Here is a 25768-nt window from a genome sequence, read left to right on the forward strand (position 1 = left end):
GCTTTTCGAATCAAATTTAATGTGTTATTTAATCTAAGTGAAAGAAAATAATCACCCGCAAACGTGATACTTATCACGTTTTTATCATACTTATATCATATGTATATAATACGCTGTTTCTGTAATTTTGCACATGAGCCTAAACAGGATTTTTCCGATCGAGAAATGGAACTTTATTACGGCCACTGCTTTAAAGTTGTTGACAGTTGATGACTATAACCGTTTGCTTATAAATAGCACTTGTCATATCTATAAAAAAGGAGAAATAATTTTCAGGGAAAATACTTTACCTGCCGGGGTTTTCCTGATGGTTAATGGTAAGGTAAAGAAATATAAAATTGACTACGCCGGAAAAAAGCAGACGATATATGTTGCAGGTAAGGGAGAATTGGTAGGTTATCACGCCGTACTTTCGAGGGATCGTTATTCCGACTCGGCAGCAGCATTGGAAGCCAGCCGGATATATTTTATTCCTATCGAAGACTTTATGTTTACCATAAAAAACTGCCCTCCCTTTGCACAGCAGTTGCTGGGTGCTTTAAGTCATGAGGTTATGGTTTTGGCAAATACTGTTTTGGTGTTTGCCAAAAGGAACGCTGCAGAGCGGCTCGCGATAGCGTTAATTGTGCTTCGCGAAAAATACAAAGACGACACTGTTAATCCAAACGTGGCCATGACGATTTCAAGGGCCGACCTGGCCGATATAACAGGCATTGCCGAAGAAAATGTAACCCGACTGCTCAAAGAATTCAAAGATGAAAGCTTATTAATCAGGGAGGGCCGAAAGATTGTGGTTACGGATATTAAAGGCCTGGTAAAACGGGCCAATTACAGATAGTATTATCCATTTGTCACGAACGAATCAGACGTGATTTGAATGGCGGGGGCGAGGAGAAATTAGACGCCCTGCATCACGATTAACCGCTTGGAATCCAGGGCGTACAAGATTTCTCGCTATCGCTCAAGAGATAGTTTCTCCTAACGTCAGCGCTCAAAAGCCCTGCCTGTTCGTTCGTATGGCAACGTTTTCATTTAGTGATACGAGCCTAAAATGTTAAACTTTCAATTTCGCGCGAAGACGCCATGAAAATAAACAAATAATTTTGCGACTCTGCGTCTTTGTGCGAAAAACTCTTGACTTCATGACATTCGATAGAACATGTCGCAAATCGCCCTTTAAATGTCCATATTGCCCCGGCCAAATAACATTGTGCCTGCCGATATTTGATTATCAATCAACAAAGTATTATGGAGAAGCAGACAATAAACGCACCCGGCCACAATTTACCAGAGCCTTTAACTATTTCGCTTGATTCAACTATTAATGAATTGATGCAAGTTATAGCATCAATTAAACCCGCCGATTTCAATCGTTTACCACAACCAGGATCATGGACACCGGCGCAGCACCTGGAGCACCTGCGGCTTTCATTGCAGGGCGCAGTTTCAACTTTAAACGGCCCGGTAAAAGTTACGCCACGCAGCCCCGATCAATATGTTGATGCAATAAAAGGTATATTTTTAGATTTTGATGCAAAATACCCTGCAGCACCTACATTAATACCCGATGATAAGGATTATGACAAGGCCTCCCTGAGGGATGAACTTTCGTCGGTTTCTGAGAAGCTTAAAGAAATTGTGCGTAACCAGGACCTGACAGGGACTTGCCTTGCACCCGAATTCACCGGAATAGGCTTACTTACCCGGTTGGAATGGGCAGCCGTTGCTATTTACCATGCTTACAGGCATGTGCATAAGCTGAATGCCATTGTACAAGACTTTACGACGTCAGCTGGAAGCTGACACCATAGTTGCAACGGGCTGGAAGCCCGCAGCAGCGTTATTTAAAGCAAAAAGAGCGACGAGGTACCCCCTATCGCTCTTTTGTGTTTAAAATCCGAAATCGAAATTCCGAAATCCGAAATCAAATTATATCAGCAATCTAACCGGTTCTTCCAGTAACGATTTTAACGTTTGCAGGAAGGCTGCGGCAGTAGCGCCGTCAACCACGCGGTGATCTGCGCTCAGGGTAACTTTCATGATATTACCTGGCACCACAGCGCCATTTTTAACAACCGGAACAGCCTGGATGCCGCTTACTGCAAGTATACAAGCGTTTGGTGTGTTAATAATAGCGGTAAACTCATCAACACCAAACATACCAAGGTTTGATATGGTGAAGGTTGAGCCTTCCATTTCGGCAGGTTGTAATTTTTTAGATTTTGCTTTGCCTGCAAAGTCTTTTACCTCAACCGAGATATGGCTTAACGATTTACCATCGGCAAATTTAATTACCGGTACCAGCAGGCCTTCATCAACAGCAACGGCAACACCAATATGAATATGCTCGTTAGTGCGTATTTTATCGCCCAGGAATGATGAATTAATAGCAGGATGTTGTTTTAGGGCAACCGCGCAGGCTTTTAACACAAAATCATTAAACGATATTTTAACCGGGGCCACATCATTAATGCGGGTACGGGCTGCAATAGCCTGATCCATATCAATGCTCATGGTTACGTAGAAATGCGGAGCGGTAAACAAGCTTTCGCTTAAGCGACGGCTAATAGCCTTACGCATTTGCGTAACTGCCCTTTCGGTAAATTTCTCTTCGCCGGTATAGGTTGGCAATACAACAGGCGCTTTCGCAGGAGCGGCAGGTGCCGATGCAGGAGCAGCAGCTGGTGTTGGCTCAGCAGCCGGTTTGGCAGCTGGTGTATATTCTTCAACATCTTTTTTAATAATGCGGCCGCCTTCGGCACTGCCTTTTACATCATTAAGGTTGATGCCTTTATCTTTTGCTATTTTACGTGCAAGCGGCGATGCTTTAACGCGGCTGTCATCAGCAGATGACGAAGCGGAAGGAGCTGCATCAGCAGTTTCGGTTTTTGCTTCCGGCGCGGCTTGTTCAGCAGCAGGCGCGGCAGATTCTGAACCAGCGTCTTGTAACAAAGGCGTAATATCGGTTCCCTCTTTACCCACAATGGCAATAATGCCGTTAACGGGTACTGATTCGCCTTCTTTTACACCAATGTACAATAAAGTGCCGGCTTCGTAACCAACAACTTCCATAGTAGCCTTATCGGTTGCCACATCGGCCAATGAATCATCAGCCTTTACCTTATCACCTACTTTAAAGTTCCATTTTTCAATGGTACCCTCGGTCATGGTATCGCTTAAAAGCGGCATGCGTATAACCGTAGCCGGTATGCTTGATAAATCAACCTTTGGTGCAGCTGTAGCTACAGGTTTTTTATCGGCAACAGGTGCTGGTTCAGCCGCTTTTTCTTCTTTCTTCGCGGCAGGCTCGCTACCACTATCTGCCAGCGCGGTTTTGTAATCTTCGCCTTCCTTACCAATCACGGCAATAACCGCATCAACCGGAACGGCTGCACCTTCTTCAACACCTATAAATAACAAGGTACCATCCTGGTACGATTCAAAATCCATGGTAGCTTTATCAGTTTCAACCTCGGCCAATACATCGCCTGATTTTACTTTATCGCCAACTTTTTTATGCCATTTAGCCAATACCCCTTCGGTCATGGTATCGCTCATTTTAGGCATCTTAACTACTTCGGCCATATACTTTTTATATGTGTTATAATTTTAGTACAACGTTTTATAAGTCAAAATTCAAAAGTCAAAATTCAAAAAAACTTGAATAGTGCCTTATGTTTTCCGGCTTGGCATTTAGTCTCTAATGTATGGATAATCTTCCTGAACGTATACGTCGGTATATAGTTCAGAAGCCTCTGGCCATGGCGATTCTTCGGCAAATTGAACCGCTTCATCAACAATAGCTTTAATTTTTGCGTCAATTTCCTCAAACCATTTATCGTCGGCATACTGCTTTTCAACAATCGTTTGTTTAGTCATTTCAATCGGATCTTTTGCCTTGTAGCTTTCCAATTCTTCTTTGGTACGATATTTCTGCGGATCTGACATAGAGTGACCTTTAAAGCGGTAAGTACGCATCTCTAAAAAGGTTGGGCCTTCACCTGCACGGGCACGTGATATAGCTTCGTCCATCGCAACGTGTACTGCGGCAGGGTCCATACCATCAACAGCCGATGAAGGGATACCATAAGGTAAGCCTAATTTATAAATATCAGTTTGGATAGTTGTACGCTCAACAGAAGTACCCATGGCGTAACCGTTATTTTCGCAAATAAAAATTACAGGTAGTTTCCAAAGCGCGGCCATATTAAAGGTTTCGGTAAGTGCGCCTTGGCGTACAGCACCATCGCCCATGTAGGTGATGTTCACAAACTCGGTACCTTTATATTTTTCGGCAAAAGCAACACCTGCACCAAGTGGCACCTGGCCGCCTACTATACCGTGACCGCCATAAAAGTGTTTGCTTTTATCAAACATGTGCATTGATCCCCCTTTGCCTTTTGAGCATCCGGTTGCTTTACCATACATTTCGGCCATGATAGCTTTAGGCTCAACGCCTTTGGCCAAAGCATGGGCGTGATCGCGGTATGCGGTTATCATGCTGTCTTCCTGTTTCATTACAGACATGGCACCGGCCAATACGGCCTCCTGCCCAATGTACAGGTGACAAAAGCCCCTGATTTTTTGTTGTCCGTATAGTTGTCCTGTCTTTTCTTCGAACTTACGCATCAACAGCATTTGTTCGTACCACATCAGGTAAGTGTCCTTAGTTATTTCGATTGAACTCATGTATTTAAACAGTCAATTTCTTGGAGTAAAGCGCAAATCTAATTATATCCTTTAAATTACCGAAACCGGAACCAAATGTTATGCAGTTTTATTTTTTATTTCTCGCACTGTGCGTTTGGTAAGCAATTCCAGCAGCATTTTGTTTGATTTGCCAAACTTTATAAGGCCGATTTTAATTTTCGCCAAAGGATTTCTGCTAACTTTCTGTGTTTGAACTGTTAAAAAACAGCAATTGTCTTGTTTTTTAGATTCTTTTTTTGCTCAATTTTGAAATAAATTATGATTCGTGGCCAAAAAGGGTAACCATAAATATTCATCCTTCGTAATAGGATTAGCTTTATGTTAATAACATTTTTAGTAAGGCCCTTATATTTATATTTTTTGAAAAAAAAGCACGTTTTATTTGCAATTTTAAAAAATATGGATAGTTTTGTATTCAACGATAGACAAAGTGTCTGATTTAATAAACAATTTGTTGGCCCTAACAACAATTTTAACGGATTAAATGAAGAAATTTGCCCTGGCTATTGCCCTAATGTTCACTGTTTTAGCTTCGCAAGCTCAAACAAAAACCACTCCAACTGTAACTGAGGATAAAACCGACGAGCAGGAAGGTTTAGCGAAAACGTACTTATCCCAAATTATGGGTGTTGCCTTATCAGCAACCTCAAACATGAAACTTTTTCACTTTGTTTATGACTGGATTGGTACCCCTTACCATTTTGGCGGAGAATCAAGAAAAGGCATCGATTGCTCGGCATTCACCAAAGAGTTATATAGCGAGGTTTTTAACCTGGATATTAAAAGAAGCTCACGCGATATTTTCAGCATGGTTAACCCTGTTGGTAAAGACGAATTAAAAGAAGGCGACCTTGTTTTCTTTAAAATTCACAGCCGCCGCATTTCCCATGTAGGCATTTACCTGGGCGATGGAAAGTTTGCCCATGCCTCATCAAGAGGCGTAGCGATAAGCAGCCTCGACGATAATTATTACAGTCGTTACTTTTATAAAGGCGGTCGTTTGTTAGCCTCATTTAAAGATCAGCTAACCAACAGCAACGTTGCAACAAATACCGACGACGATAATAGCAACTAAAGAAATTCAATAAAATACTTAATTTAGTCCCGTCATAAACATGAAGGGACTTTTTTTTTATACCAAACCTTGTTCACTGCCTGTTGTAACCTGCCTGGTTATACTTTTGCAGGCTTGCCAAACACCGCCACCAAAACACGTTGCTGTTAAGCAACAAAAGGCTGCAGTTCCCAAACCGACACCTCCAAAACCCCAACCCATTGTACCCGATTCGCTTTGTATTGCCGCCATGGGCGATATTATGCTGGGCACTTCCTACCCTAATAATGCTACCCTGCCGCCAGATAGCGCCATAAACAGTTTTAATGCAGTAAAGCCCGATCTGAAAGGTGCAAACGTGATATTCGGTAACCTTGAAGGATCTCTGTTAGATTCCGGCGATCCGGCGCATTACAAATTGCATCAAAAAAGCAAAGCCTTCCTGTTCAGGATGCCTACAAAATATGCTTCAGTTTTAAAGAGCGCCGGATTTAACGTGCTTAGCCTTGCCAATAACCATATTGGCGATTTTGATATTAAAGGTCGCAACAGCACCACAAAAACATTGGATAGCCTCGGTATTCATTATGCAGGGCTGCTGATAAAGCCATCAACCGTTTTTGAAGTAAATGGCATCAAATATGGCTTTTGTTCATTTGCACCCAACGCCAACACAGTTCCAATACTTGATTTGAAGGGCGCTGCCAGCATCATCAGCGAATTAAAGCGACGATGTGATGTGGTGATTGTATCTTTTCATGGTGGCGGCGAGGGTGTTGATTATGAGCATGTGCCCCGTAAAATGGAAAGCTATATTAATGAAAAGCGTGGCGATGTATATGCCTTTGCCCATAATGCTATCGATGCCGGCGCCGACCTCATTTTTGGGAACGGCCCGCATGTTAACCGCGCCATGGAGTTGTATAAAAACAGGCTTATCGCTTACAGTCTGGGCAATTTTTGCACTTACCGCAGCGTGAGCGTTGCAGGTGTTTGCGGCTTTGCTCCACTATTGAAAGTATACGTTAATAAAAAAGGCGAGTTTTTAAAAGGTAATATCATTTCATTCAGGCAGACGCATGACGGCGGCCTTAAACGCGATACCCTAAATAGTGCAGCCACCAGGATCAGGATGTTGAGCGACAGCGACTTTGCAGGGGGAGGTCTCCATATTTCAGATCGCGGCGAGGTTGTAGTGCCCCAGGAAGAACTGAGCAGCAACTAATAAACGGGCAGCGAGGCACTAACTTAGTTTACCTTCCTATCTCAAATAAACCGCGTCCTCTTCACCCTCTTCGTCCATCACAACATCTACATGTTCTTTTATAACAGTTGATAAAGCCATGCCGGCAAAATCAGTAGTTATCGGGAAGCTTTTGTGATTACGATCTATCAAAACAGCCGTGCGTAGTTTTTTCAAGGGTACATCAAGGAAAACCCCGAAGCCATAAGCAAGGGTTTTGCCGCTGTTTAATACATCATCAACCAGTATCACTACTTTGTTGCTACAGGCATTTACGTCAAAATCGATATTGGCCTGCAGGCTGCTGCTTTGCTTATCCAATTCAATAGATAATAGTTTGCTGCTAAATGGAGCGATGTTATCCAAAATGGCTTTCAGGCGACCGGCTATGTGGTTGCCACGGGGCAATATGCCGGCTATAAGTATCTCTTCCTCGTCAAAATTATCTTCCAGTATCTGGTAAGCCATACGGTCCAGCTTTTGCTGTATCTGCTGCCGGTTTAATATCAGGAGTTTCTTTTCGGGCATGGGAAGAAAGCTTTGTAAGTTTTAACGGAAAACCGTTACAATGTTGGTTTTATACGCGGTAAATATACAAGTCCGTTTTAAGGTTTCAAGTTTAAACGCTGCACAATCTATTTTTTATAGGGCACATAAACAAAGTTTGCTCCTTCGGGCACTACTACAAACACGCACATATATTCATTGGGATTTTTGTAGCTGCTGATAAAGCGTTCTTTCAATTCCGGCTTGATTACGCCGCGTTCGGTAAATTCTTCAAGGGTTGAAGCGTGAATGCTCCAGTCCGAATTCAAATCGTGCCTGTCCAGTATCAATTCGCCCAATTTTAGCTCGTGTTGATGAGCTATAAAAATTGGATATGATGATAGCCCCTCCACCATAATTTCGATGGCTACCTCATGTATCGAATCTTTAAAAAATTTAAGATCGCGCTCTAAACTCAGCAACGGACTATTTTTGGCCGGCTCAAGGTTCTCTTTATTACCTTCGTTTAACAGATCTTCGGGTTGCATATATTTCTTGAACTGTTGTTTTTATTTCGTTAATTTCAATAATGTTTCGTTGTTCTGCCATGAACCATGACCCATCAACTATGAACTTCTTAACACCAATAACACCACATTTTCCACGTGCTGCGTATGCGGAAACATATCTACAGGTTGTATTTTTACGGTATCGTATTTTTCTTTAAGTACCAGCAAATCGCGGGCCTGGGTAGCAGCGTTACAGCTTACATAAACAATTTTAGGCGCCTCAATTTCCATCAAACGGGCAACCACATCGGGGTGCATACCTGCACGCGGCGGGTCGGTGATGATCACGTCAGGTTTGCCATGTTCGGCCACAAAATCAGCCACCAGTACATCCTTCATATCACCCGCATAAAATTTAGTGTTGGTGATATCATTAATTGCTGAGTTTACTTTGGCATCCTCAATGGCAGTGGGCACATATTCTACCCCTACCACTTCTTTTACGCTGCCCGCTATAAAATTGGCTATGGTACCGGCGCCGGTATACAAGTCATAAACCAGCTCGTTACCGCTAAAGCCTGCAAAATCGCGGGTTATCTCGTAAAGGCGCAGGGCCTGGATGCTGTTAGTTTGGTAAAACGATTTTGGGCCGATGCGGAATTTAATGCCGTTCATTTCCTCATGAATGTATTCTGGGCCTTTAAAGGCTATTACGTCCTGGTCAAAAATGGTATCGTTCTTTTTTTGGTTGATGATATATAACAATGACGTTATTTCCGGGAAACCCGCATCAATAAAGTTCATCAGCTTATCAATATCCTCCTGCTCAACATAGGCAAACACTACTATAACCATGATCTCGCCGGTTGACGATGTACGCACAATAAGGTTTCGCAATGCGCCTTCGTGGTTACGCAGGTTATAAAATGAATAGCCATGCTCAATCACAAAATCGCGAATGCTGTTGCGCAGATCATTTGATGGCTCGGCCTGCAGGTAGCAGTGCTTTACATCCAAAATTTTATCAAACCGGCCGGGGATATGAAAGCCAAGGGCGTTCATGTTAAGTGCTTCATCTTCTTTATTCTCGCCATCATATAACCAGCGTTTATCGCTAAAGGTATATTCCAGCTTGTTGCGGTAGTAACGGTCGGCCGGTGATGGGATGATGTCCATGATGCCATCTACGTCAATTTTGGCTATCCGGCCAAGGGCATCGGCAACAGATTTTTGTTTGAATTTAAGCTGCGCCTCATAGGTCATGTGCTGCCATTTGCAGCCGCCGCAGGTACCAAAGTGCTCACAGAATGGTGTGGTACGGTATTCCGATGCTTGTTTCAGGTTAAAAATTTTGCCTTCGCCAAAATTCTTTTTGCTTTTGTAAACCTGTACATCTACAACATCGCCGGGTATGGCTTTATCAACAAAAAGCACAAAGTCGTCGGTTTTGCCCACGCCTTTTCCTTCTTCGGCAATATCTATTATCCGAACGTCTTCAAAAAACTTCTGTTTTGCAACTTTATTCATCAGGCTGCAAAGGTAACAATCAGAATCAAGAAGTTAGAATCAAGAATTAAGACTAAAAAAGCAACAGCAGCCTTAGAGGAATAAACCCATTAAATAGCTTACAATATCTGTTAATGGATTAAACTCAATATCGAACTGCTCGTCTACCTGTTTTGAAAAATCTGTTAGTTCACGGCTCATAGTATTTAAATTTACTATGCAAACATAATAAATATTATACCATATACCAAAACGGTATATGGTATATAAATGTAAGGTTTAGGTTGTTATGAAATAAGATGTTTAGCTATGTGCCGCATCCGCTTTTATTGTTTCCTGCTTATCCCAGTTAATCTTCCGTGAGAAATACATCAACACTCCAACGATGATGAAGAGGGCTATACTCCCTACCATCAACGCCAGGTCTTCCAGTTGGATGATCACGAAAATAAATGTGTAAAATACCGATAGGATAAAAGCAAATAACACCGCCGCCATCCTGTTTTTTAATATGGAGGCTATGAAGGTTGCTATGAGGCCAATGGTTGCAACGGAGGCCACAAGGTAAGCAAAGTTAAAACCAATTTGTTCAGAGAAGGATAGCAATAGCAGGTAGTAAATGATCATGGCAGCGGCTATCAGAACATAATTGAAAATGTGGATGCTTTGCTTGCGGATAACCTCGGTTAAAAACAGGGAGATAAAAGTAAGCAGCACAATTAAAATGGCATACTTGCTGGTGCGCGTTGTTTTTTGATACTGATCAACCGGTAAACGAAGTTTAATTCCGAAAGTAGCATCGGCTTGCTTTTTCTCGTTGTTTATCAGACCGTTATCATCAACCCATTGCTGCGGGAAGGGCCGGTTATAATACAATATTTTCCAGTGCGATTTAAAACCACCGCTATCTACCGTGCGTTCGTCTGGCAAATAACGGCCGTCAAAACTTGGGCTGGCCCAACTGCCGCCGGCTTGCACATCGGTAGTTTTGCCCAGGTGTAGAAAGCTAAGTTCCTGGCTGCCCTTCATATCCAGGTTATAATCAAAGGTAAATTCGCCATCCTTTGTTCCTGATAAATCGATGGCCGCCTGTAGTCCGTCGCCCGGTAACAATGTGCTATTAAATACAGGCTCGGCAGTTAAGGTTTGGCCGGCTGCTTTTATCACCGGATTGTTTTTTAAACCTTTTAAATCGGTAATACTAAAAACCAGGCGCGCCTTATCCAATACAAGCTGATCGGCGGTTAAAGAAAGACCGGCCAGGCTGGCCTTTGAAAAGTTTCCGGATACTTTAACCAGCGAGTTGTAAACCGCTACATCAAAAATGCCCCTATGCAATATCTGTGTATTAAGGCCTGCCTTAATATTTAAATTATCGGGCAGGATATAAAGGTTTTCCATAGCGTCCTGCCTGGTTACTTTGTTGGCTGTATCTGTTTTCTGGATATGTTTTCTGTAAGGAATCACCAATACCGGCCCCGCTACCAACTGCCCGCCCGACCATTTATCTGATACGTCATTTATCATCTCGTCCTGCCGCTGCGCGCGCTCGCTTATCAGGTTATTAATCAGCGATGAGGGGATGAGCAATACTATAATCAGCACTCCGATAAAAAGTAATTTAACTGTAACCGACTCCTTGAGCCAGTCCATTATTCCGCGCGTTTTTGGTTCTTGTTGTATCATTTTATTTAATTGAAGTACTTTGCATTTCAAAGTAAAAATGTAAAAAGATAGGCCTTTTCTACGGCCTTTATTTCTGAAAGCAAATTAAATAAAAGAACTTTGCATTTCAAAGCATATTATTAAAATACTTCAATTATTTTTAAGTCCGTATCTTTAAGCGATGACCACCCAGCAACAAATATATAATTGGCTAATAACCGGTCTGCAGCAATCACCGGTAAAATTCTCAGAAGTGTTTTATTACGATAAACGCGACAAGCAATTCTTTTCGATTTTAATGACAGACTACTTTCTTTTTGACGGGAATGGTGAATTAAACAAGGATGCATCATCAACCTATTCGGAAGCCACGTTGGTACTGCTGACCGACAGAATCCGCAGGATTAACATTGATCCACAGATTATAGCAATACCCCGGCTTGGCGATACCGACGAAGATTATTTACAGCAAGCAGATAGTTTTTTAAATTTAAATGCCATCAACGTTGATGAATCAACCATCTGGGATGTTGAAGAAAGCGGATCGACAACGTTCAATTTGAAATAGGCTAACCTACACCGTAATAGCTGCCTTTACCAAATACGGCAATATCTCTTTTTGAAAAGAAACAAAGTTTTTACGCACATCAGAATCGCTTACCGAGGTAAACGCGAAACTGAACACGATGCTTTTGCTGCATTTGATCAGGAAGCGTAAACGCTGGTGATAGGTTTCGTGTTTGCGGATGCCGGGCAGTTGAATAAATGATGCCATCAGCATTTCTTCAAGCTCGTTACTCAGGTTTTTTAAAAAATCCTGGGAGTTGGTTGATTCGCGGATAAAATCCCAGCCTATAAATTCGTTGCAAACGGTGTATGACAGGCGGCAGGTTTTCATGATAAGGTTATTGAGGTGGGCCTCCTCGTCCATATCAGGAGTATTGCTCTGTACCAGGTCATCAACGCTGGCTTTAATATAGTCCATCAGCAAAATATGCAATACCGCCTCCTTACTATCAAAATACTTGTAGATAGTGGCTTTTGCGATTCTTGCTTTTTTGGCTATTTCGTTAACGCTGGTTTTATGGTAACCGAATTTGCGGAATAAATCTTGCGCTGCCCGCTTTATGCTGTCTTTAATTTTATCGGCTTCCATGTATCAATTGGATACAAATATCTGAAAATTATAGACACTCACACTATATGCCCTTAATGATTTGGTGGCCGGCGCTTTTACAGGCGTACCATCAGCCAAAGAAAACTTGGAACCACTGCAAGGATCAGTTACCGAAAAGCCGGAAGCATCAAGCGTAACTGCGCATTTTTTTTCGGGCTGATAGCTGCTACACCGGTCATAAGCTACATATTGGCCAGACCCGGTACGATATATGATAAGCCCGGCAACACCATAACCATTTATAAAAACCACACCGCCGCCACTGGTAAGCGGCGCCAGGCGCGGATCATTTATGGGTGCCGAAAAGTTTACCGGTACACTGGGTATATTGTCTGTTGCTTTGCCACATGAAAAACAGCACAAACCAATAAGCATTATCGCCAGCAGTTTCCTCATAGCATCTCGGTAGTGAACTGTTTCAGAAAGCGCACATCATTTTCAGAAAATAAACGCAGATCGCGGATAACATATTTGAGGTTGGCAATTCGTTCCATGCCCATACCAAACGCAAAACCGGTAAATTTCTTACTATCAATACCGCAATTTTCCAAAACGTTAGGGTCAACCATACCGCAGCCCAAAATCTCTACCCAGCCACTGTATTTACACATATTGCAGCCAGATCCTTTGCATATGGTACAGGATATATCCATTTCGGCAGATGGCTCGGTGAACGGGAAGTATGATGGCCGGAACCTTACCTGGGTACCCTCGCCGTAAAGCTCCTGTACAAAGTGATAAAGTGTTTGCTTTAAATCGGCAAATGATACGTTTTCATCAACATATAACCCCTCTACCTGGTGAAAAAAGCAATGCGCACGGGCAGATATTGCTTCGTTACGGTAAACGCGGCCCGGCATTATAGCGCGGAACGGCGGCTTGCCGTGCTCCATCATCCTAACCTGTACCGATGATGTATGGGTACGCAAAGCGATATCATCTTTCCCGCTGTTCTTTTTAATAAAGAAGGTGTCCTGCATATCGCGCGCCGGGTGTTCTTCGGGGAAGTTTAACGCCGAAAAGTTATGCCAGTCGTCTTCAATCTCCGGCCCCTCGGCAACAACAAAGCCAAGGCGTTTAAAAATATCGATGATCTCATTACGTACTAACGACAACGGATGACGTGAGCCAACTGTAAAGCCATCGCCAGGCAAAGTTAAATCGATATCTGAGTTGTGAGTTGTGAGTTGTGAGTTGTGAGTTTCTTTTAATTCGTTGTATTTAGCTTCCGCCAGCTGTTTAAACTCGTTAAGCACTTTACCAAAAGTGCGTTTCTCTTCGGGGTCAACGGTTTTAAATTCTTCAAAAAGATCTTTGATAATTCCCTTGGTACCTAAAAATTTTATGCGGAACGCTTCCAGTTCATCGGCCTTGGCAGAAGCAAAGGCTTTAATTTCGGCGGCGTATTGGTCTATTTTATTTTGCATTATAGTGTTCTTAAAAATTGTTCGGCTGTTAAAACCGGGATCAAGAAGTTCTTATAGTCTTTTATATTACGGGTGATAATTAAATCACAGTTACTCTTCTTAGCAATAAAACATTGAATCGCGTCTTCAAAATCGACAATGTTACTTGCTAAAGCAAAATCTATAGCATCTTTTTCAAATGGCAATATATCGATTGATCCGGCTAATTTCTTTATGCTTTCTTTAGTTGTAGATATGCCTATCTGCTTTCTTAATATATAATTTATGTTTGCAATTACCAACGACGATGTTTTCAATTCGAGTTTTCTTTTTTCACTCTCCATTAACAAAATTTGAGTGTAAAAGAAAAACGACTCTCTTTTTAAAAACATATCCAATAAAACATCACTATCTAAGAATAGGCGTTTATAGATCATATTTTTCTTTAAAATATTCGTACTTCATCTCCTTGTAATCCATATCCTCGGGATATTTCCCTTTTAAGATACCCGTTAAACTTTGAATCCATTCAGGGATTTCTGTGTTTTTATATTTTTCTATTAAAGAGTCTTCCTTTTTTTCCTGTTCCTCTATTTTATCAAAATACTCCTGCACTAACTTAGAAACACTTGTATGCTTGCGTTTCGCATATTCTTTCATGCGGGGCACAGAATCTGATTTAACACTCAAGGTTAGCTTTGTACTTTCCATAACAAGTCATTTATACGTACAAATATAAAAAATCTGCACGTATTATTTAATCACTCCCAATTCCTTACCCACCTTGGTAAACGCCGCGATTGCCTTATCCAAATGATGCATATCATGCGCAGCGGAAATCTGTACCCGGATACGTGCCTTGCCTTGCGGAACCACCGGGTAATAAAAACCTATTACATAAATGCCCTCTTCCAGCATTTTGGCGGCAAACTCCTGTGCCAGTTTAGCTTCGTAAAGCATAACCGGTACAATGGGATGTACGCCCGGTTTAATATCAAAACCGGCTTCGGTCATTTTTTGACGGAAGTATTGAGTGTTGGTTTCCAACTTGTCGCGCAGCTGGGTAGTTTCGCTCAACATATCCAAAACCGCTATTGAAGCGCCGGTAATAGCAGGCGCCAAAGTGTTTGAAAACAGGTATGGGCGCGAACGCTGGCGCAACATATCAATAATCTCTTTACGTCCCGATGTAAAACCGCCGGATGCACCGCCCAAAGCTTTACCCAAAGTACCCGTAATAATATCTATTTTACCCATTACATGGTGGTGCTCATGCGTACCGCGACCGGTTTTTCCCATAAAACCGCTGCAATGGCTTTCGTCAATCATTACCAAAGCATTGTATTGTTCGGCCAGGGCACAAATTTTATCAAGCTGCGCAATGGTACCATCCATGCTGAATGCACCATCGGTTACAATAATACGGTGACGGCAGCTTTCGGTGGCTTTAAGTTTTTCTTCCAGGTCGGCCATGTCGTCATGTTTATAACGCTGGCGCTGGGCCTTGCAAAGGCGGACACCATCGATGATAGATGCATGGTTCAATTCGTCGGATATAATAGCATCCTGCTCATTAAACAATGGCTCAAAAACACCACCGTTGGCGTCAAAAGCTGCGGCGTATAAGATGGTATCTTCGGTGCCTAAAAATTCGGCTATCTTTTTTTCAAGTTCTTTATGAATATCCTGCGTGCCGCAAATAAAACGAACAGACGATAAACCATAACCATGTGTATCCATTGCATCCTTAGCCGCCTGGATAACTTTAGCGTTGCCAGATAAACCAAGATAATTATTAGCACAAAAGTTTATTACTTCCTGCCCGCCCTGTACGGTAATATCCGCACCTTGCGCCGATGTAATGATGCGCTCTTTTTTAAATAAACCTGCATTTTCAATGGCTTCCAGTTCCTGCTGCAAAACCGGCTGTAATGTATTATACATAGTAGTTGATGGTTAAAGGCTGCAAAATTAAGCAATAACAGTCATTTGACGGGGCCAACATCGGTTTTAATTATTTATTAAGTGTAAAACAAAACATTTCAACGGTTAACGGTATTTGATTGTTGATAGACTATGAGAATACACTTACTATTGATTTTTACTGTTTTATGTGCCGTTACGGCGTCGGCACAGCAATATGTTTTGTCGGGCAGGATCACCAACTCCAAAAGCGAAGTAATTCCTTTTACATCGGTGTATATCCGCAACTCTACTTATGGCACCACAGCCAATGAAAACGGATTATATGAGTTTAAGCTTGCTCCCGGCATCTATAATTTAACTTATCGCTTTGTTGGATTTAACGAAAAGACGATTAGCGTAACCATAGCCGATCATGACGAAACCCTAAACGTACAATTAGACGATGAGGTTTTCGGAACCGAACGGGTAGCTGCCATATACCGCAAAAATCACGATGCTGCCGATACCATCATGAAACAGGTTATCAAAAAACGAAAATATTACCTGGATGAAGCTACTTCATATTCCTGTGCAGTTTATATTAAAGGAGTTCAAAAACTATTGAGCGCCCCAAAATCATTATTATCAAAAGAGGTTATCCGTACGCTCGATCTCGATTCGATGGGCCGCGGTATTCTTTACCAGCAGGAATCGCTATCCAACTATAACTTTCAATCGCCCGATAAAATCAGGGAAGTTACCATTGCCAACAGAATAGCGGGTATAAACACAGCTTTCAGCTACAATAAGGCATCTGATTTACAGGTAAATTTTTACAAAAATGTATTCAGCATTAATGGCTTAAGCGCCCGTGGCTTTGTATCGCCCCTGGCATCCAATGCGTTAACATTTTACAGGTATAAGTTACTTGGTGTATCTAACGAAAATGGCCGGGTGATAAATAAAATTCAGGTTATTCCGCGCCGCGCCCACGGCCAGTATTTTCAGGGTGATATTTATATAGTAGATGGCGAATGGCGGTTGTATAGTGCCGATTTGTACCTGACAAAAGGCGTAAATAACCTTAACCTGGTAGATACCTTAAAAATTACCCAGCAATATGTAGCTATAACCGATAGTATCTGGATGCCGGCGGCGGTACAATATAATTTTAAAGGGCAGGTGTTTGGTTTTAAGTTTGGCGGTTATTATGAGGCGATATACAACAACTATAAAGTTAACCCCACCTTTCCTGATCACTTTTTTACCGGCGAAGTGCTAAATGTGGATACTGTTGCAAATGCTAAAAATGCCGAATACTGGGCATCTGTGCGACCGGTTCCGTTAACACCAAGGGAAGCGCGGGATTATCAGAAAAAAGATAGTATAGCAGCACATAAGCAAACCAAACAATACCTGGATACGTTGCAACATACCAAAAACCATATTAACTACCCCGGTTATTTGATATTTGGATATTATGCAAGCAGCCGCAATAATAAAGACTCGCTGTGGGTATATCCGTTTATACAAACATTTTATTACAACACAGTAGAGGGTTTTGGCATAAACGCCAAGGTTAGGTATACCAAAAAAATTGACGATTTCCATTCCTTTAGTATAACGCCTGCCCTGCGCTATGGCTTTTCAAACAAAGTTTTTAGCGCCAATATTTATTCCGATTATAAAAATGACCCGTTCCATAACGCTAAATTTTTTACGGGGTTTGGCAGCGATGTGCTTGATTTGAATAACGTAGGTACCCGATCATTATATTTTAATACCTTAAGTACCTTGCTGAGCGAGAATAACTATGTAAAATACTACCGCACTCATTATGGTTTATTTGGGTACCAGCGCGAAGTAACCAATGGCGTATTACTATCGGGTAGCTTATCATACGCAAGTCGCAGCCAGCTTTACAATACCTCCTACTCACATATTAAAGATGTCAAAAACAGAGAATTTACATCAAATAATCCCCTTGCCCCACCGGGCACACCAGCCGATGATCATTCTTTTTTATTTCCTGAAAACCAGGCTTTGACTTTTGCAACTTCGGCCACTTTCACATTTGACCAGGAGTACGTAACCCGGCCAACCGGCAAGTTTAACCTGCCATCAAAATATCCTACTTTAACGTTAAACTACCGCAAGGGTATAAATAATTTATTAGGCTCCGATGTTAACTATGATTTTACATCTGTTGATGTATCGCAGTATAAGATACGTGTAGGCTTAACCGGTTTTTCATCGTTTAAATTAACTGCCGGCGGTTTCTTTAACGATAAAAACCTGTACTATATGGATTACAATCACTTTTTAGGTAACCAGGGTACCACCTTCGACCCTACTTATGTAGGCAGTTTTCACTTTTTACCATTTTATACTTACAGTACTAACGGCGCTTTCCTTGAAGCCCACTTCCAGCACAATTTTGCCGGTTCAATCTTCGATAAGATCCCACTGCTCAGGAAGGCCAAGCTGGAAGAAATTATCGGCGCCAACTACCTTACCACCAAAGCCAATCGCGATTACACAGAATTTTACGTCGGTGTACAACGGCTTATTTTCAGGGTTGATTATGGTGTATCCTACATGGGCAACAAAAAATACATCCAGGGTTTCAGGATCTTTTATGGGATAAGATAGTTTTTTGAGGTAAAAGGATAAAGGCAAAAGATAAAAGGCCTTTGGAAAAGGAATCAATGTTTATCAACCTTTTATTTTTTTGGTGCGGAATTTATATTTGCTAACCGCGACTAAACCTTTCGCCTCTATCCTTTTACCTTTCGCCTCAAAAGTCTATCTTTGCACCTCATTTAACACTGTTTACAGCAGTATCAATGGATTATGGCAATATATAATACACTACTGTACTATTGTTATTCAACAATAGCCGATGCGGAGCAATTTGCTGCCGATCATTTAAAATTTTGTAAAAGCCTGGGGTTAACCGGCCGAATCATTGTGGCCGAAGAAGGGCTTAACGGTACCGTATCCGGCACCGCCGAAGCTTGCAAAACCTATATGGATACCGTACACGCAGATGAGCGTTTTGCGGGCATCGATTTTAAGGTTGATGAAGTTACTGAGCCCTCATTTGTAAAAATGCACTGCCGCTACAAAGCCGAGATCGTTTACTCGGGCCTGCGCGACCCTAACGTCATCAACCCGCAGCAACAAACGGGCAAGCACCTGGAGCCAAAAGAATTTATGGCGATGAAAGACCGTGATGATGTGGTTGTTTTGGATGTACGGTCAAACTACGAACATTCGTTAGGTAAATTCAAAAATGCAGTAACACTTGATATCGAAAACTTCAGGGATTTCCCGGCCATGATTAACGAACTGGCCAAATACAAAGATAAAAAGATCCTGACCTATTGCACTGGCGGCATTAAATGCGAAAAAGCATCGGCACTGTTGCTGCACGAAGGCTTCCCCGAAGTTTACCAGCTACATGGGGGTATCATTAAATATGGTAAAGAAGCTGGCGGCCAGGATTTTGAGGGCAAATGCTATGTATTTGATAACCGCCTTTCAGTTGATGTAAACAGCGTGAACCCGGTAGTAATATCAACCTGCCGCAATTGTGGTACAATCACCCCAAAAATGATCAATTGTGCCAACCCCGAGTGCAACGAACATTTTACCCAGTGCGATGAATGTGGTACCAACCTGGAAGGTTGCTGCAGCGAAGCCTGCCAAAGCCATCCGCGCAAAAGGGTTTATGACGGCACAGGCTACTATGTAAAAGTACCCCAGCCGGTAAATACTAGGAAAAGAAATAACCTGCAACTGGCAGATCAATAACAAAAAGCCTACCCCCGACCGGTAGGCTTTTTTATTTCTGCAACTCAACCCTTAATTTCGTAAAATTGGTTTGTCTTGCATACCGATGCCATTTTTTATAACCCATGCGTAAATCGTCACCGATTATTTTCCTGTTGTTTTGTATTACTTCCCTGCTTGCGCGCGCGGTGGATATCAAAAGCGTAGGTGTGCCTTATGTACAAAATTACACCAAGGCCATGTACCAGTCTGGCAATCAAAACTGGAGCATTACGCGCGATGAACATGGCATTATGTATTTTGGCAATGCCCAGGGTTTACTTGCCTTTGATGGTAAATACTGGCAGCAACATCATATGCCCAACAGCTTAATCGTTCGTTCGGTATCGGCCGATGGCAAAGGCAAAATTTACGTTGGGGCATATGGCGAATTTGGTTACTGGGCCGATGATAACAAGGGCGTTTTAAAATACAACTCGCTGGTAAACCTGGTCCCGGCAAAGTATAAACCCATAAATGAAGAAATCTGGAAGATATATATTGATGGCGGGCGCATCATTTTCCAGTCATTCGGGTCGATATACATTTATTCCAACGGAAAAATGAATGTCATAAAAACACCAAACCCGTACCTGTTTATGTTTAAAGCGGGTAACCGCTTTTTTATCGAAAAGGTTTCGGTTGGGCTGTTTGAGCTTAAGGATAACAAGCTGGTTTTTGTACCCGGCAGCAATATTTTAGGGCCAAGCGGCGTGTTATCGATGCTGCCGTTCCAAAAAAACAAATTCATCATTGGCACAGCCCAAAATGGCTTGTTTATTTACGATGGCCAAACCATAAAACCGTGGGCAAACCAGGCTAACGATTTTTTAAAAACTTACCAGCTTAATAACGGCGCACTCATAGCCGGCAAATACGTGGCCTACGGTACCATATTAAATGGTGTAGTGGTTATTGATACCGCAGGTAACCTTATTCAGCATATTAACAAGGCAAGTGGCTTGCAAAACAATACCGTTTTAAGTTTATATACCGACAGCGAACAAAACCTTTGGGCGGGGCTTGACAACGGCATCGACCGCATCGAGGTTAACTCGCCATTGTACTTTTACTTTGATAAAACAGGCAAATTTGGCACCGTTTACTCCAGTATCATTTTTGATAATAAGATTTACCTGGGTACAAACCAGGGGCTTTTTTACAGCGATTGGGTTCCCGAAAACAACAACAAGCTTTTCCAGTCGTTTGATTTTAAACTTATCCCCGGCTCGCAAGGCCAGGTTTGGGAACTTACACTGCAGGATGGGCGCCTGCTTTGCGGCCATAACGATGGCACCTACCAGGTAAACGGCAGTACCATAACCAAAATATCCACTATAACCGGCGGCTGGACAACCAAAAAATTTGGCGCTGATAAACTCATCCAGGGAAACTATACAGGCCTGGCAATTTTGAGAAAAGATGTATTGGGCAACTGGATATTTGACCATAAAGTAGAAGGTTTTGGCGAGCCATCCCGTTATGTTGAACAGGATAGCAAAGGACAAATTTGGGTAAGCCATGCTTACAAAGGCATTTATAAACTAACCTTAAGCGCCGACCTGAAAAAGGTAACTTCAAAGGTATATTACGATAGCCGGTATGGCCTGCCCGGCAGCTACAATGTAAATGTGTTTGACCTTGATAACCGGGTGGTGTTTACTTCCGATTCGGGTTTTTATGTTTACGATGATATTACCGATCGCTTTTTTAAATACACGCAGCTTAATAAAAAGCTGGGCACATTTGCCACCTCAAGCAAAATCATCAAAGCCATAGGTAAAAAATACTGGTTTATAAACCAGGGCCGTGTAGCCCTGGCCGACTTTTCGGTGCCGGGCAAGTTGAGTATTGATACCAACCGTTTCAGCATTCTTAACGGGCAAATGGTGCAGCACTATGAAACTATTAACCGTATTAATGCGTCAACTTACCTTATTAGTATTGATGATGGTTTCGTTATCCTCAACGATGAGGATGCCTTACTCCCCAACAAAATCAGCATTCCGCAGGTACTCATACGCCAGGTTGAAAACATTACCGACAAGGTTTATATAATAAGCGAAGGTGGCAGTAGCCTTAACGACATAGAAATACCTTATGCCCAAAACAACATTCGCATTTCCTACTCACTACCGTATTATAAACAGGCTAAAATAAAATTTCAATATTACCTGGAAGGCTACTCGCGCCAATGGAGCGACTGGACACAGCAGAGCCAGAAAGAGTTTACCAACCTTGATCAGGGCACCTACCATTTTAAGGTACGCGCTAAAATAAACGATCAGAATGTATCGTCAATCACCTCATTAACCTTCATTATTTTGCCGCCGTGGTATGCCGGCAAACCTGCCATGCTGTTTTATGCTTTGTTGCTGTTATTGTTTTATTACCTGGTGAGGTACTATTACCGCCTGAAACTAAAACGCCACCAGTTGCACATTCACGAAAAGTTGCAACGCGAAAAGGAAGAGTTTTTAAAACAAGAGGCCATTGCGAACGAGCAGCATATCATCAGCATAAAAAACGAACAGCTACAGGCAGATCTGGCAAGCAAAAGCCGGGAGTTGGCCAATTCGGCCATGAACCTGGTTTACAAAAACGAATTGCTGCAAAAAATCAGCGAAGAAATACTACACCTCAAAGACAGCTCGGGCAAAAAACTGGCCGACGACCAGCTGCGGCGCATTCAAAAGGTTATCGACGAAGGCATGAATGACGAGCGCGACTGGAACATTTTTGAAAAAAGTTTTAACGAAGCCCACGAAAACTTTTTCAAAAAATTAAAATCAGACCATCCCGACCTGGTGCCAAACGATCTTAAACTTTGCGCCTACCTGCGCATGAATATGAGTAGTAAGGAAATGGCTTCCCTTTTAAACATCTCGCTGCGTGGCGTCGAAATAAGGCGCTACCGCCTGCGTAAAAAGCTCAACCTGGAGCATGATAAAAACCTGGTGGAGTTTCTCATCGAACTATAATACTACATCATTACCTCTCATAACCATTTATAAAACCGATTTACCACACACCCCGGTTGTAGTATGTATGCTATACGAAACCCCGGTTTAATAACCTGATTATCAAATAAATAAAATAACACCACACAAACTTTGTGAAAGTATGTTAAGGTTGATGTATTAATGTTGAGTTAATTTTTTTGACTAACTGGCATTATCTATACAGCTTTGTACACTAATAAACCAATTATTTCTAATCCGTTTTTATTTATTAACCACTATGAAAAGAATTTTTACTATTTCAGGGTTGATGCTATTGTTTCTTTTTTCCATAGACGCCGCGTTTGCACAAAACGTTACAGTTAAAGGAAAAGTTACTGATGCCACCACCGGCGAAAGCCTGATAGGCGTATCGGTGCAAGTAAAGGGAACCAATACAGGCACCCAAACAGACGTTAATGGTACATTTACTATTAACGCTACCGGTACAGCAACTTTAACATTTGCTTATATAGGTTACGCCCCCCAGGCTGTATTGGTAGGCAGCCAAACCACTATCAACGTAGCATTAAAGGCTCAGGCTAATGAGTTGGCCCAGGTAGTTGTAGTGGGCTATGGTACTCAGCGCAAGCTTGATGTTACGGGGTCGGTAGCAACCGTTAAAGGTGCAGAGATATCTAAACAGGCATCAACCAACGCGCTTAGCGGCTTACAAGGTAAAGTAGCAGGCGTACAGGTTACCAACGGAGGTTCGCCGGGAGCTTCGCCATCTATCACCATTCGTGGTTTGGGTACAGTGTATGGAAATGTTAGCCCGCTATATGTTGTTGATGGCGTTTGGTACAGCGATATCAGCTTTTTAAATCCGCAGGATATAGAAAGCGTAAGTATCCTTAAAGATGCATCAAGTACAGCCATTTACGGTATCCGTGCTGCAAACGGCGTTATTTTAATTGGCACTAAAAGAGGCGTAAAAGGCAAGCCGGTTATTAACTATAATGGTTATGCTGGCTGGCAATCTGTTACCAACCAGGTAAAAATGGCCAATGCTACCGAGTATGCTACCGCAATCAATGAACTTTATACTTCTAATAACCAATCGCCATTAATATTCAGCAACCCTTCAAGCTACGGAAAAGGGACAGATTGGTACGGACTGGTATTGCGCGATGCCTTTGTAACAAGCCACCAGGTTTCATTAAGCGGCGGTACAGATAAATATACCTACAACTATTCATTCGGTTATCTGGATCAGGATGGTATTGCAAAAACTAACAACTACCAGCGCTTTAATGTAAAACTCTCAAACGATTTTAAGCCTACTAAAGCTTTAAAATTTGGTTATACAGCAAACGGCCTGTTAGGCAAATCAAAAGACGTTAACGGCAGCATTTTCCACCAGTTATTTGGCGCAGCGCCAACTTTGCCGGTGCGATACGCTGATGGTAACTACGGCGATCCTAATGATTACCACACTGGCGATGGCAACAATTATAACCCTCAAGCCACCCTTGACTTTACCAATCAAAGGTCAAAAAACCTGCGCTTCACATACAATGGCTACGGTGAGGTTAATTTTCTGAAAAACTTTAAATTCAGAACAAGCTTTGGTGGAGATATTGGTCAGGCCGAATCAAGGGGATATACCCCAATTTACCAGGCTACTCTTGCGCAAAAAAGCCTGGTATCAAACCTCGACGTAAACCATACTGAAACCCGCAACTGGATTTGGGAAAATACGTTAACCTACGATGTTAAAATAAAAGATCATAAAATTACAGCTCTGTTGGGTTACAGCGCGCAAAACAACCGCGATAAACAGCTGGATGCCCACGCGCAGGGCGTACCTTATGCCAGCAGCGGTAACCAACACAACTCGTTCCCCGATACTGCAAAAGTTACTTACTATGCAACTCCGGGGTCACAGGTGCACACAAGGGCCTTATCGCAATTTGCAAGAGCTAATTACTCGTTTAAAGACAAATACCTGTTAAATGCTTCAATCCGTAGGGATGGTGCTTCGCAGTTTTATGGCGACCATACTTTTGGCTACTTCCCATCGGTAGGCGCGGGATGGGTAATTACCAACGAAGGCTTTATGAAAGATCAGAAGTTGTTTAGCAATCTGAAACTTCGCGGAAGCTGGGGTAAAGTTGGTAACTCAGTGGTACCCATTAACCCATCTATCCAGGTTGTATCTTCAGATCCCTACCTTACCGCCATTTTCGGTAATCCGCAAACAGCATATCCGGGGGCAAGCATTAACAGCCTTGTACCACCAACCATTGTTTGGGAAAAAGCCGTTGCTACCGACTTTGGTTTAGAAGGTGGTTTTTTAGATAATAGATTAACATTTGAAGCCGATTATTATAATCGCGAAACCCAGGACGCCATATTTGCTATACCAATTGCAGGTTCATTGGGTACCAATAACAGCAGTTTGATTGGTAACCAGGCCAGTATCCGCAACCGTGGTACGGAGTTTTTAATAAGCTGGAAAGATCAGGCTACAAAAGATTTCTCGTATAGCATCAGCGCAAACCTTGGTATCAATAACAACAAAGTACTAAGTGTACTAAGCGGTGCCAACCCAATTTATGATGGTGGCGCAGGCATTGCCAATGGCGCTTTGGCAACCCGTACCGTGGTAGGCGAGCCTATTGGCGAGTTTTACGGGTACAAAGTGACCGGAATTTTCCAGACACCTGCCGAAGTAGCTGCATCAAAACAAACCAGTGCCCAACCAGGCGACTTTATTTACCAGGATACCAATAAAGACGGTATACTTGACAGCCGCGACCGCGTAGTGTTAGGAAGCCCGCTGCCTAAATACAACTACGGCATTAACACCTCATTTACCTACAAAAGTTTCGACCTGGCTTTAGATTTCCAGGGCGTAGCCGATGTCAGTGTTTACAATGCCAATATTGCTTACCGATTTGGTAACGAAAACTTTACCAAAGACTTTTATGACCATCGCTGGCATGGGGCAGGTACCTCAAATACCTATCCATCGGTAAACGTGGGCTCAACCGCCAATGCCGCGCCAAACTCTTTTTATGTTGAAAGCGGCGCCTATTTTAGGATGCGTAACGCGCAGTTGGGCTATACCCTGCCATCTGTGTTGTCAAAAAAATGGGGGCTCTCCAAAATACGGTTGTATGCCAATGCGCAAAACGCGCTCAACTTTTTCGGCTATAAAGGATTTACGCCCGAGGTTGGCGGCAGCGTAGGCAGTATGGGTATCGACGCCAGCGTATATCCTTTATATGCAACTTATAATTTTGGTGTTAACGTTACTTTTTAATCAATA

At 42.4% G+C, this 25768-nt stretch carries 21 protein-coding genes; 9 read left to right on the top strand and 12 right to left on the bottom strand.

The window, feature by feature from the left end; genetic code table 11:
* The first annotated feature begins 133 nt into the window (after positions 1-133).
* Together BMX56_RS23085 and BMX56_RS23090 are read left to right on the top strand one after the other, a co-directional pair.
* The gene (locus tag BMX56_RS23085; protein ID WP_090652064.1) at positions 134-838 is read left to right on the top strand and encodes a Crp/Fnr family transcriptional regulator; all 705 of its coding nucleotides are present in this window, start codon (positions 134-136) and stop codon (positions 836-838) included.
* 410 nt (positions 839-1248) lie between these two features.
* Positions 1249-1803 carry a DinB family protein gene (locus tag BMX56_RS23090; RefSeq protein ID WP_090652065.1) on the top strand — a complete coding sequence of 185 codons (555 nt, stop codon included), beginning with the start codon at positions 1249-1251 and terminating at the stop codon, positions 1801-1803.
* Between the two features lie 126 nt (positions 1804-1929).
* Here BMX56_RS23090 and BMX56_RS23095 read toward each other — a convergent pair whose 3' ends face one another.
* Together BMX56_RS23095 and pdhA are read right to left on the bottom strand one after the other, a co-directional pair.
* Positions 1930-3585 carry a pyruvate dehydrogenase complex dihydrolipoamide acetyltransferase gene (locus BMX56_RS23095; RefSeq protein WP_090652066.1) on the bottom strand — a complete coding sequence of 552 codons (1656 nt, stop codon included), beginning with the start codon at positions 3583-3585 and terminating at the stop codon, positions 1930-1932.
* Positions 3586-3693: 108 nt separating this feature from the next.
* Complete coding sequence (gene pdhA, locus BMX56_RS23100) at positions 3694-4689, bottom strand: pyruvate dehydrogenase (acetyl-transferring) E1 component subunit alpha (RefSeq protein WP_090652067.1); 996 nt, start codon at positions 4687-4689, stop codon at positions 3694-3696.
* Between the two features lie 505 nt (positions 4690-5194).
* Between pdhA and BMX56_RS23110 the strand changes: the two genes are divergently transcribed.
* Positions 5195-5785, top strand: a complete 591-nt coding sequence (locus BMX56_RS23110) for a C40 family peptidase (protein WP_090652069.1) — start codon at positions 5195-5197, stop codon at positions 5783-5785.
* 40 nt (positions 5786-5825) lie between these two features.
* On the top strand, positions 5826-6989 hold the full coding sequence (locus BMX56_RS23115; RefSeq protein WP_090652070.1) for a CapA family protein: 1164 nt from the start codon (positions 5826-5828) through the stop codon (positions 6987-6989).
* 36 nt (positions 6990-7025) lie between these two features.
* Here BMX56_RS23115 and BMX56_RS23120 read toward each other — a convergent pair whose 3' ends face one another.
* The 4 genes from BMX56_RS23120 to creD form a co-directional block, all read right to left on the bottom strand.
* Positions 7026-7535 (bottom strand): phosphoribosyltransferase family protein, encoded by a 510-nt coding sequence (locus BMX56_RS23120; RefSeq protein WP_090652071.1) that lies wholly within the window; start codon positions 7533-7535, stop codon positions 7026-7028.
* Positions 7536-7642: 107 nt separating this feature from the next.
* The gene (locus BMX56_RS23125) at positions 7643-8041 is read right to left on the bottom strand and encodes a hypothetical protein (RefSeq protein ID WP_090652072.1); all 399 of its coding nucleotides are present in this window, start codon (positions 8039-8041) and stop codon (positions 7643-7645) included.
* 78 nt (positions 8042-8119) lie between these two features.
* Complete coding sequence (rlmD, locus tag BMX56_RS23130) at positions 8120-9529, bottom strand: 23S rRNA (uracil(1939)-C(5))-methyltransferase RlmD (protein ID WP_177183892.1); 1410 nt, start codon at positions 9527-9529, stop codon at positions 8120-8122.
* Positions 9530-9811: 282 nt separating this feature from the next.
* Positions 9812-11161 carry a cell envelope integrity protein CreD gene (gene creD, locus BMX56_RS23135; RefSeq protein WP_255369902.1) on the bottom strand — a complete coding sequence of 450 codons (1350 nt, stop codon included), beginning with the start codon at positions 11159-11161 and terminating at the stop codon, positions 9812-9814.
* Positions 11162-11354: 193 nt separating this feature from the next.
* Here creD and BMX56_RS23140 point away from each other — a divergent pair, with 193 nt between their 5' ends.
* Positions 11355-11741: a hypothetical protein gene (locus BMX56_RS23140; protein WP_090652074.1), complete on the top strand. Its 387-nt coding sequence runs from the start codon at positions 11355-11357 to the stop codon at positions 11739-11741.
* A 6-nt stretch (positions 11742-11747) separates the two neighbouring features.
* On the opposite strand, the gene BMX56_RS23145 is transcribed toward BMX56_RS23140, so the two are convergent.
* From BMX56_RS23145 to kbl, 6 genes are read right to left on the bottom strand one after another with little or no spacing between them, the layout of a single operon-like run.
* On the bottom strand, positions 11748-12329 hold the full coding sequence (locus tag BMX56_RS23145; RefSeq protein WP_090652075.1) for a TetR/AcrR family transcriptional regulator: 582 nt from the start codon (positions 12327-12329) through the stop codon (positions 11748-11750).
* A gap of 3 nt (positions 12330-12332) precedes the next feature.
* Entirely contained in the window at positions 12333-12746 is a 414-nt protein-coding gene (locus BMX56_RS23150; RefSeq protein ID WP_090652076.1) for a Rieske (2Fe-2S) protein, read from the bottom strand.
* The gene (gene pheS, locus BMX56_RS23155) at positions 12743-13777 is read right to left on the bottom strand and encodes a phenylalanine--tRNA ligase subunit alpha (protein ID WP_177183893.1); all 1035 of its coding nucleotides are present in this window, start codon (positions 13775-13777) and stop codon (positions 12743-12745) included. Before pheS ends, BMX56_RS23150 begins: the two co-directional genes overlap by 4 nt.
* Positions 13777-14193: a type II toxin-antitoxin system VapC family toxin gene (locus tag BMX56_RS23160; RefSeq protein WP_090652078.1), complete on the bottom strand. Its 417-nt coding sequence runs from the start codon at positions 14191-14193 to the stop codon at positions 13777-13779. Before BMX56_RS23160 ends, pheS begins: the two co-directional genes overlap by 1 nt.
* Entirely contained in the window at positions 14183-14467 is a 285-nt protein-coding gene (locus tag BMX56_RS23165) for a DUF6364 family protein (protein WP_090652079.1), read from the bottom strand. Before BMX56_RS23165 ends, BMX56_RS23160 begins: the two co-directional genes overlap by 11 nt.
* A gap of 42 nt (positions 14468-14509) precedes the next feature.
* Positions 14510-15700, bottom strand: a complete 1191-nt coding sequence (gene kbl / locus BMX56_RS23170; protein WP_090652080.1) for a glycine C-acetyltransferase — start codon at positions 15698-15700, stop codon at positions 14510-14512.
* A 132-nt stretch (positions 15701-15832) separates the two neighbouring features.
* Here kbl and BMX56_RS23175 point away from each other — a divergent pair, with 132 nt between their 5' ends.
* From BMX56_RS23175 to BMX56_RS23190, 4 genes are all read left to right on the top strand, one after another.
* Complete coding sequence (locus BMX56_RS23175; protein WP_090652081.1) at positions 15833-18313, top strand: DUF5686 family protein; 2481 nt, start codon at positions 15833-15835, stop codon at positions 18311-18313.
* Between the two features lie 201 nt (positions 18314-18514).
* Complete coding sequence (locus tag BMX56_RS23180) at positions 18515-19477, top strand: oxygen-dependent tRNA uridine(34) hydroxylase TrhO (protein WP_090652082.1); 963 nt, start codon at positions 18515-18517, stop codon at positions 19475-19477.
* A gap of 104 nt (positions 19478-19581) precedes the next feature.
* Positions 19582-22476 (top strand): ligand-binding sensor domain-containing protein, encoded by a 2895-nt coding sequence (locus BMX56_RS23185; protein WP_090652083.1) that lies wholly within the window; start codon positions 19582-19584, stop codon positions 22474-22476.
* Positions 22477-22735: 259 nt separating this feature from the next.
* A complete protein-coding gene (locus BMX56_RS23190) occupies positions 22736-25762 on the top strand; it encodes a SusC/RagA family TonB-linked outer membrane protein (protein WP_090652084.1) in 3027 nt (1008 codons plus the stop codon).
* The last annotated feature ends 6 nt before the right edge of the window (positions 25763-25768 follow it).

The organism is Mucilaginibacter sp. OK283, from assembly GCF_900110415.1.
Classification (GTDB): domain Bacteria; phylum Bacteroidota; class Bacteroidia; order Sphingobacteriales; family Sphingobacteriaceae; genus Mucilaginibacter.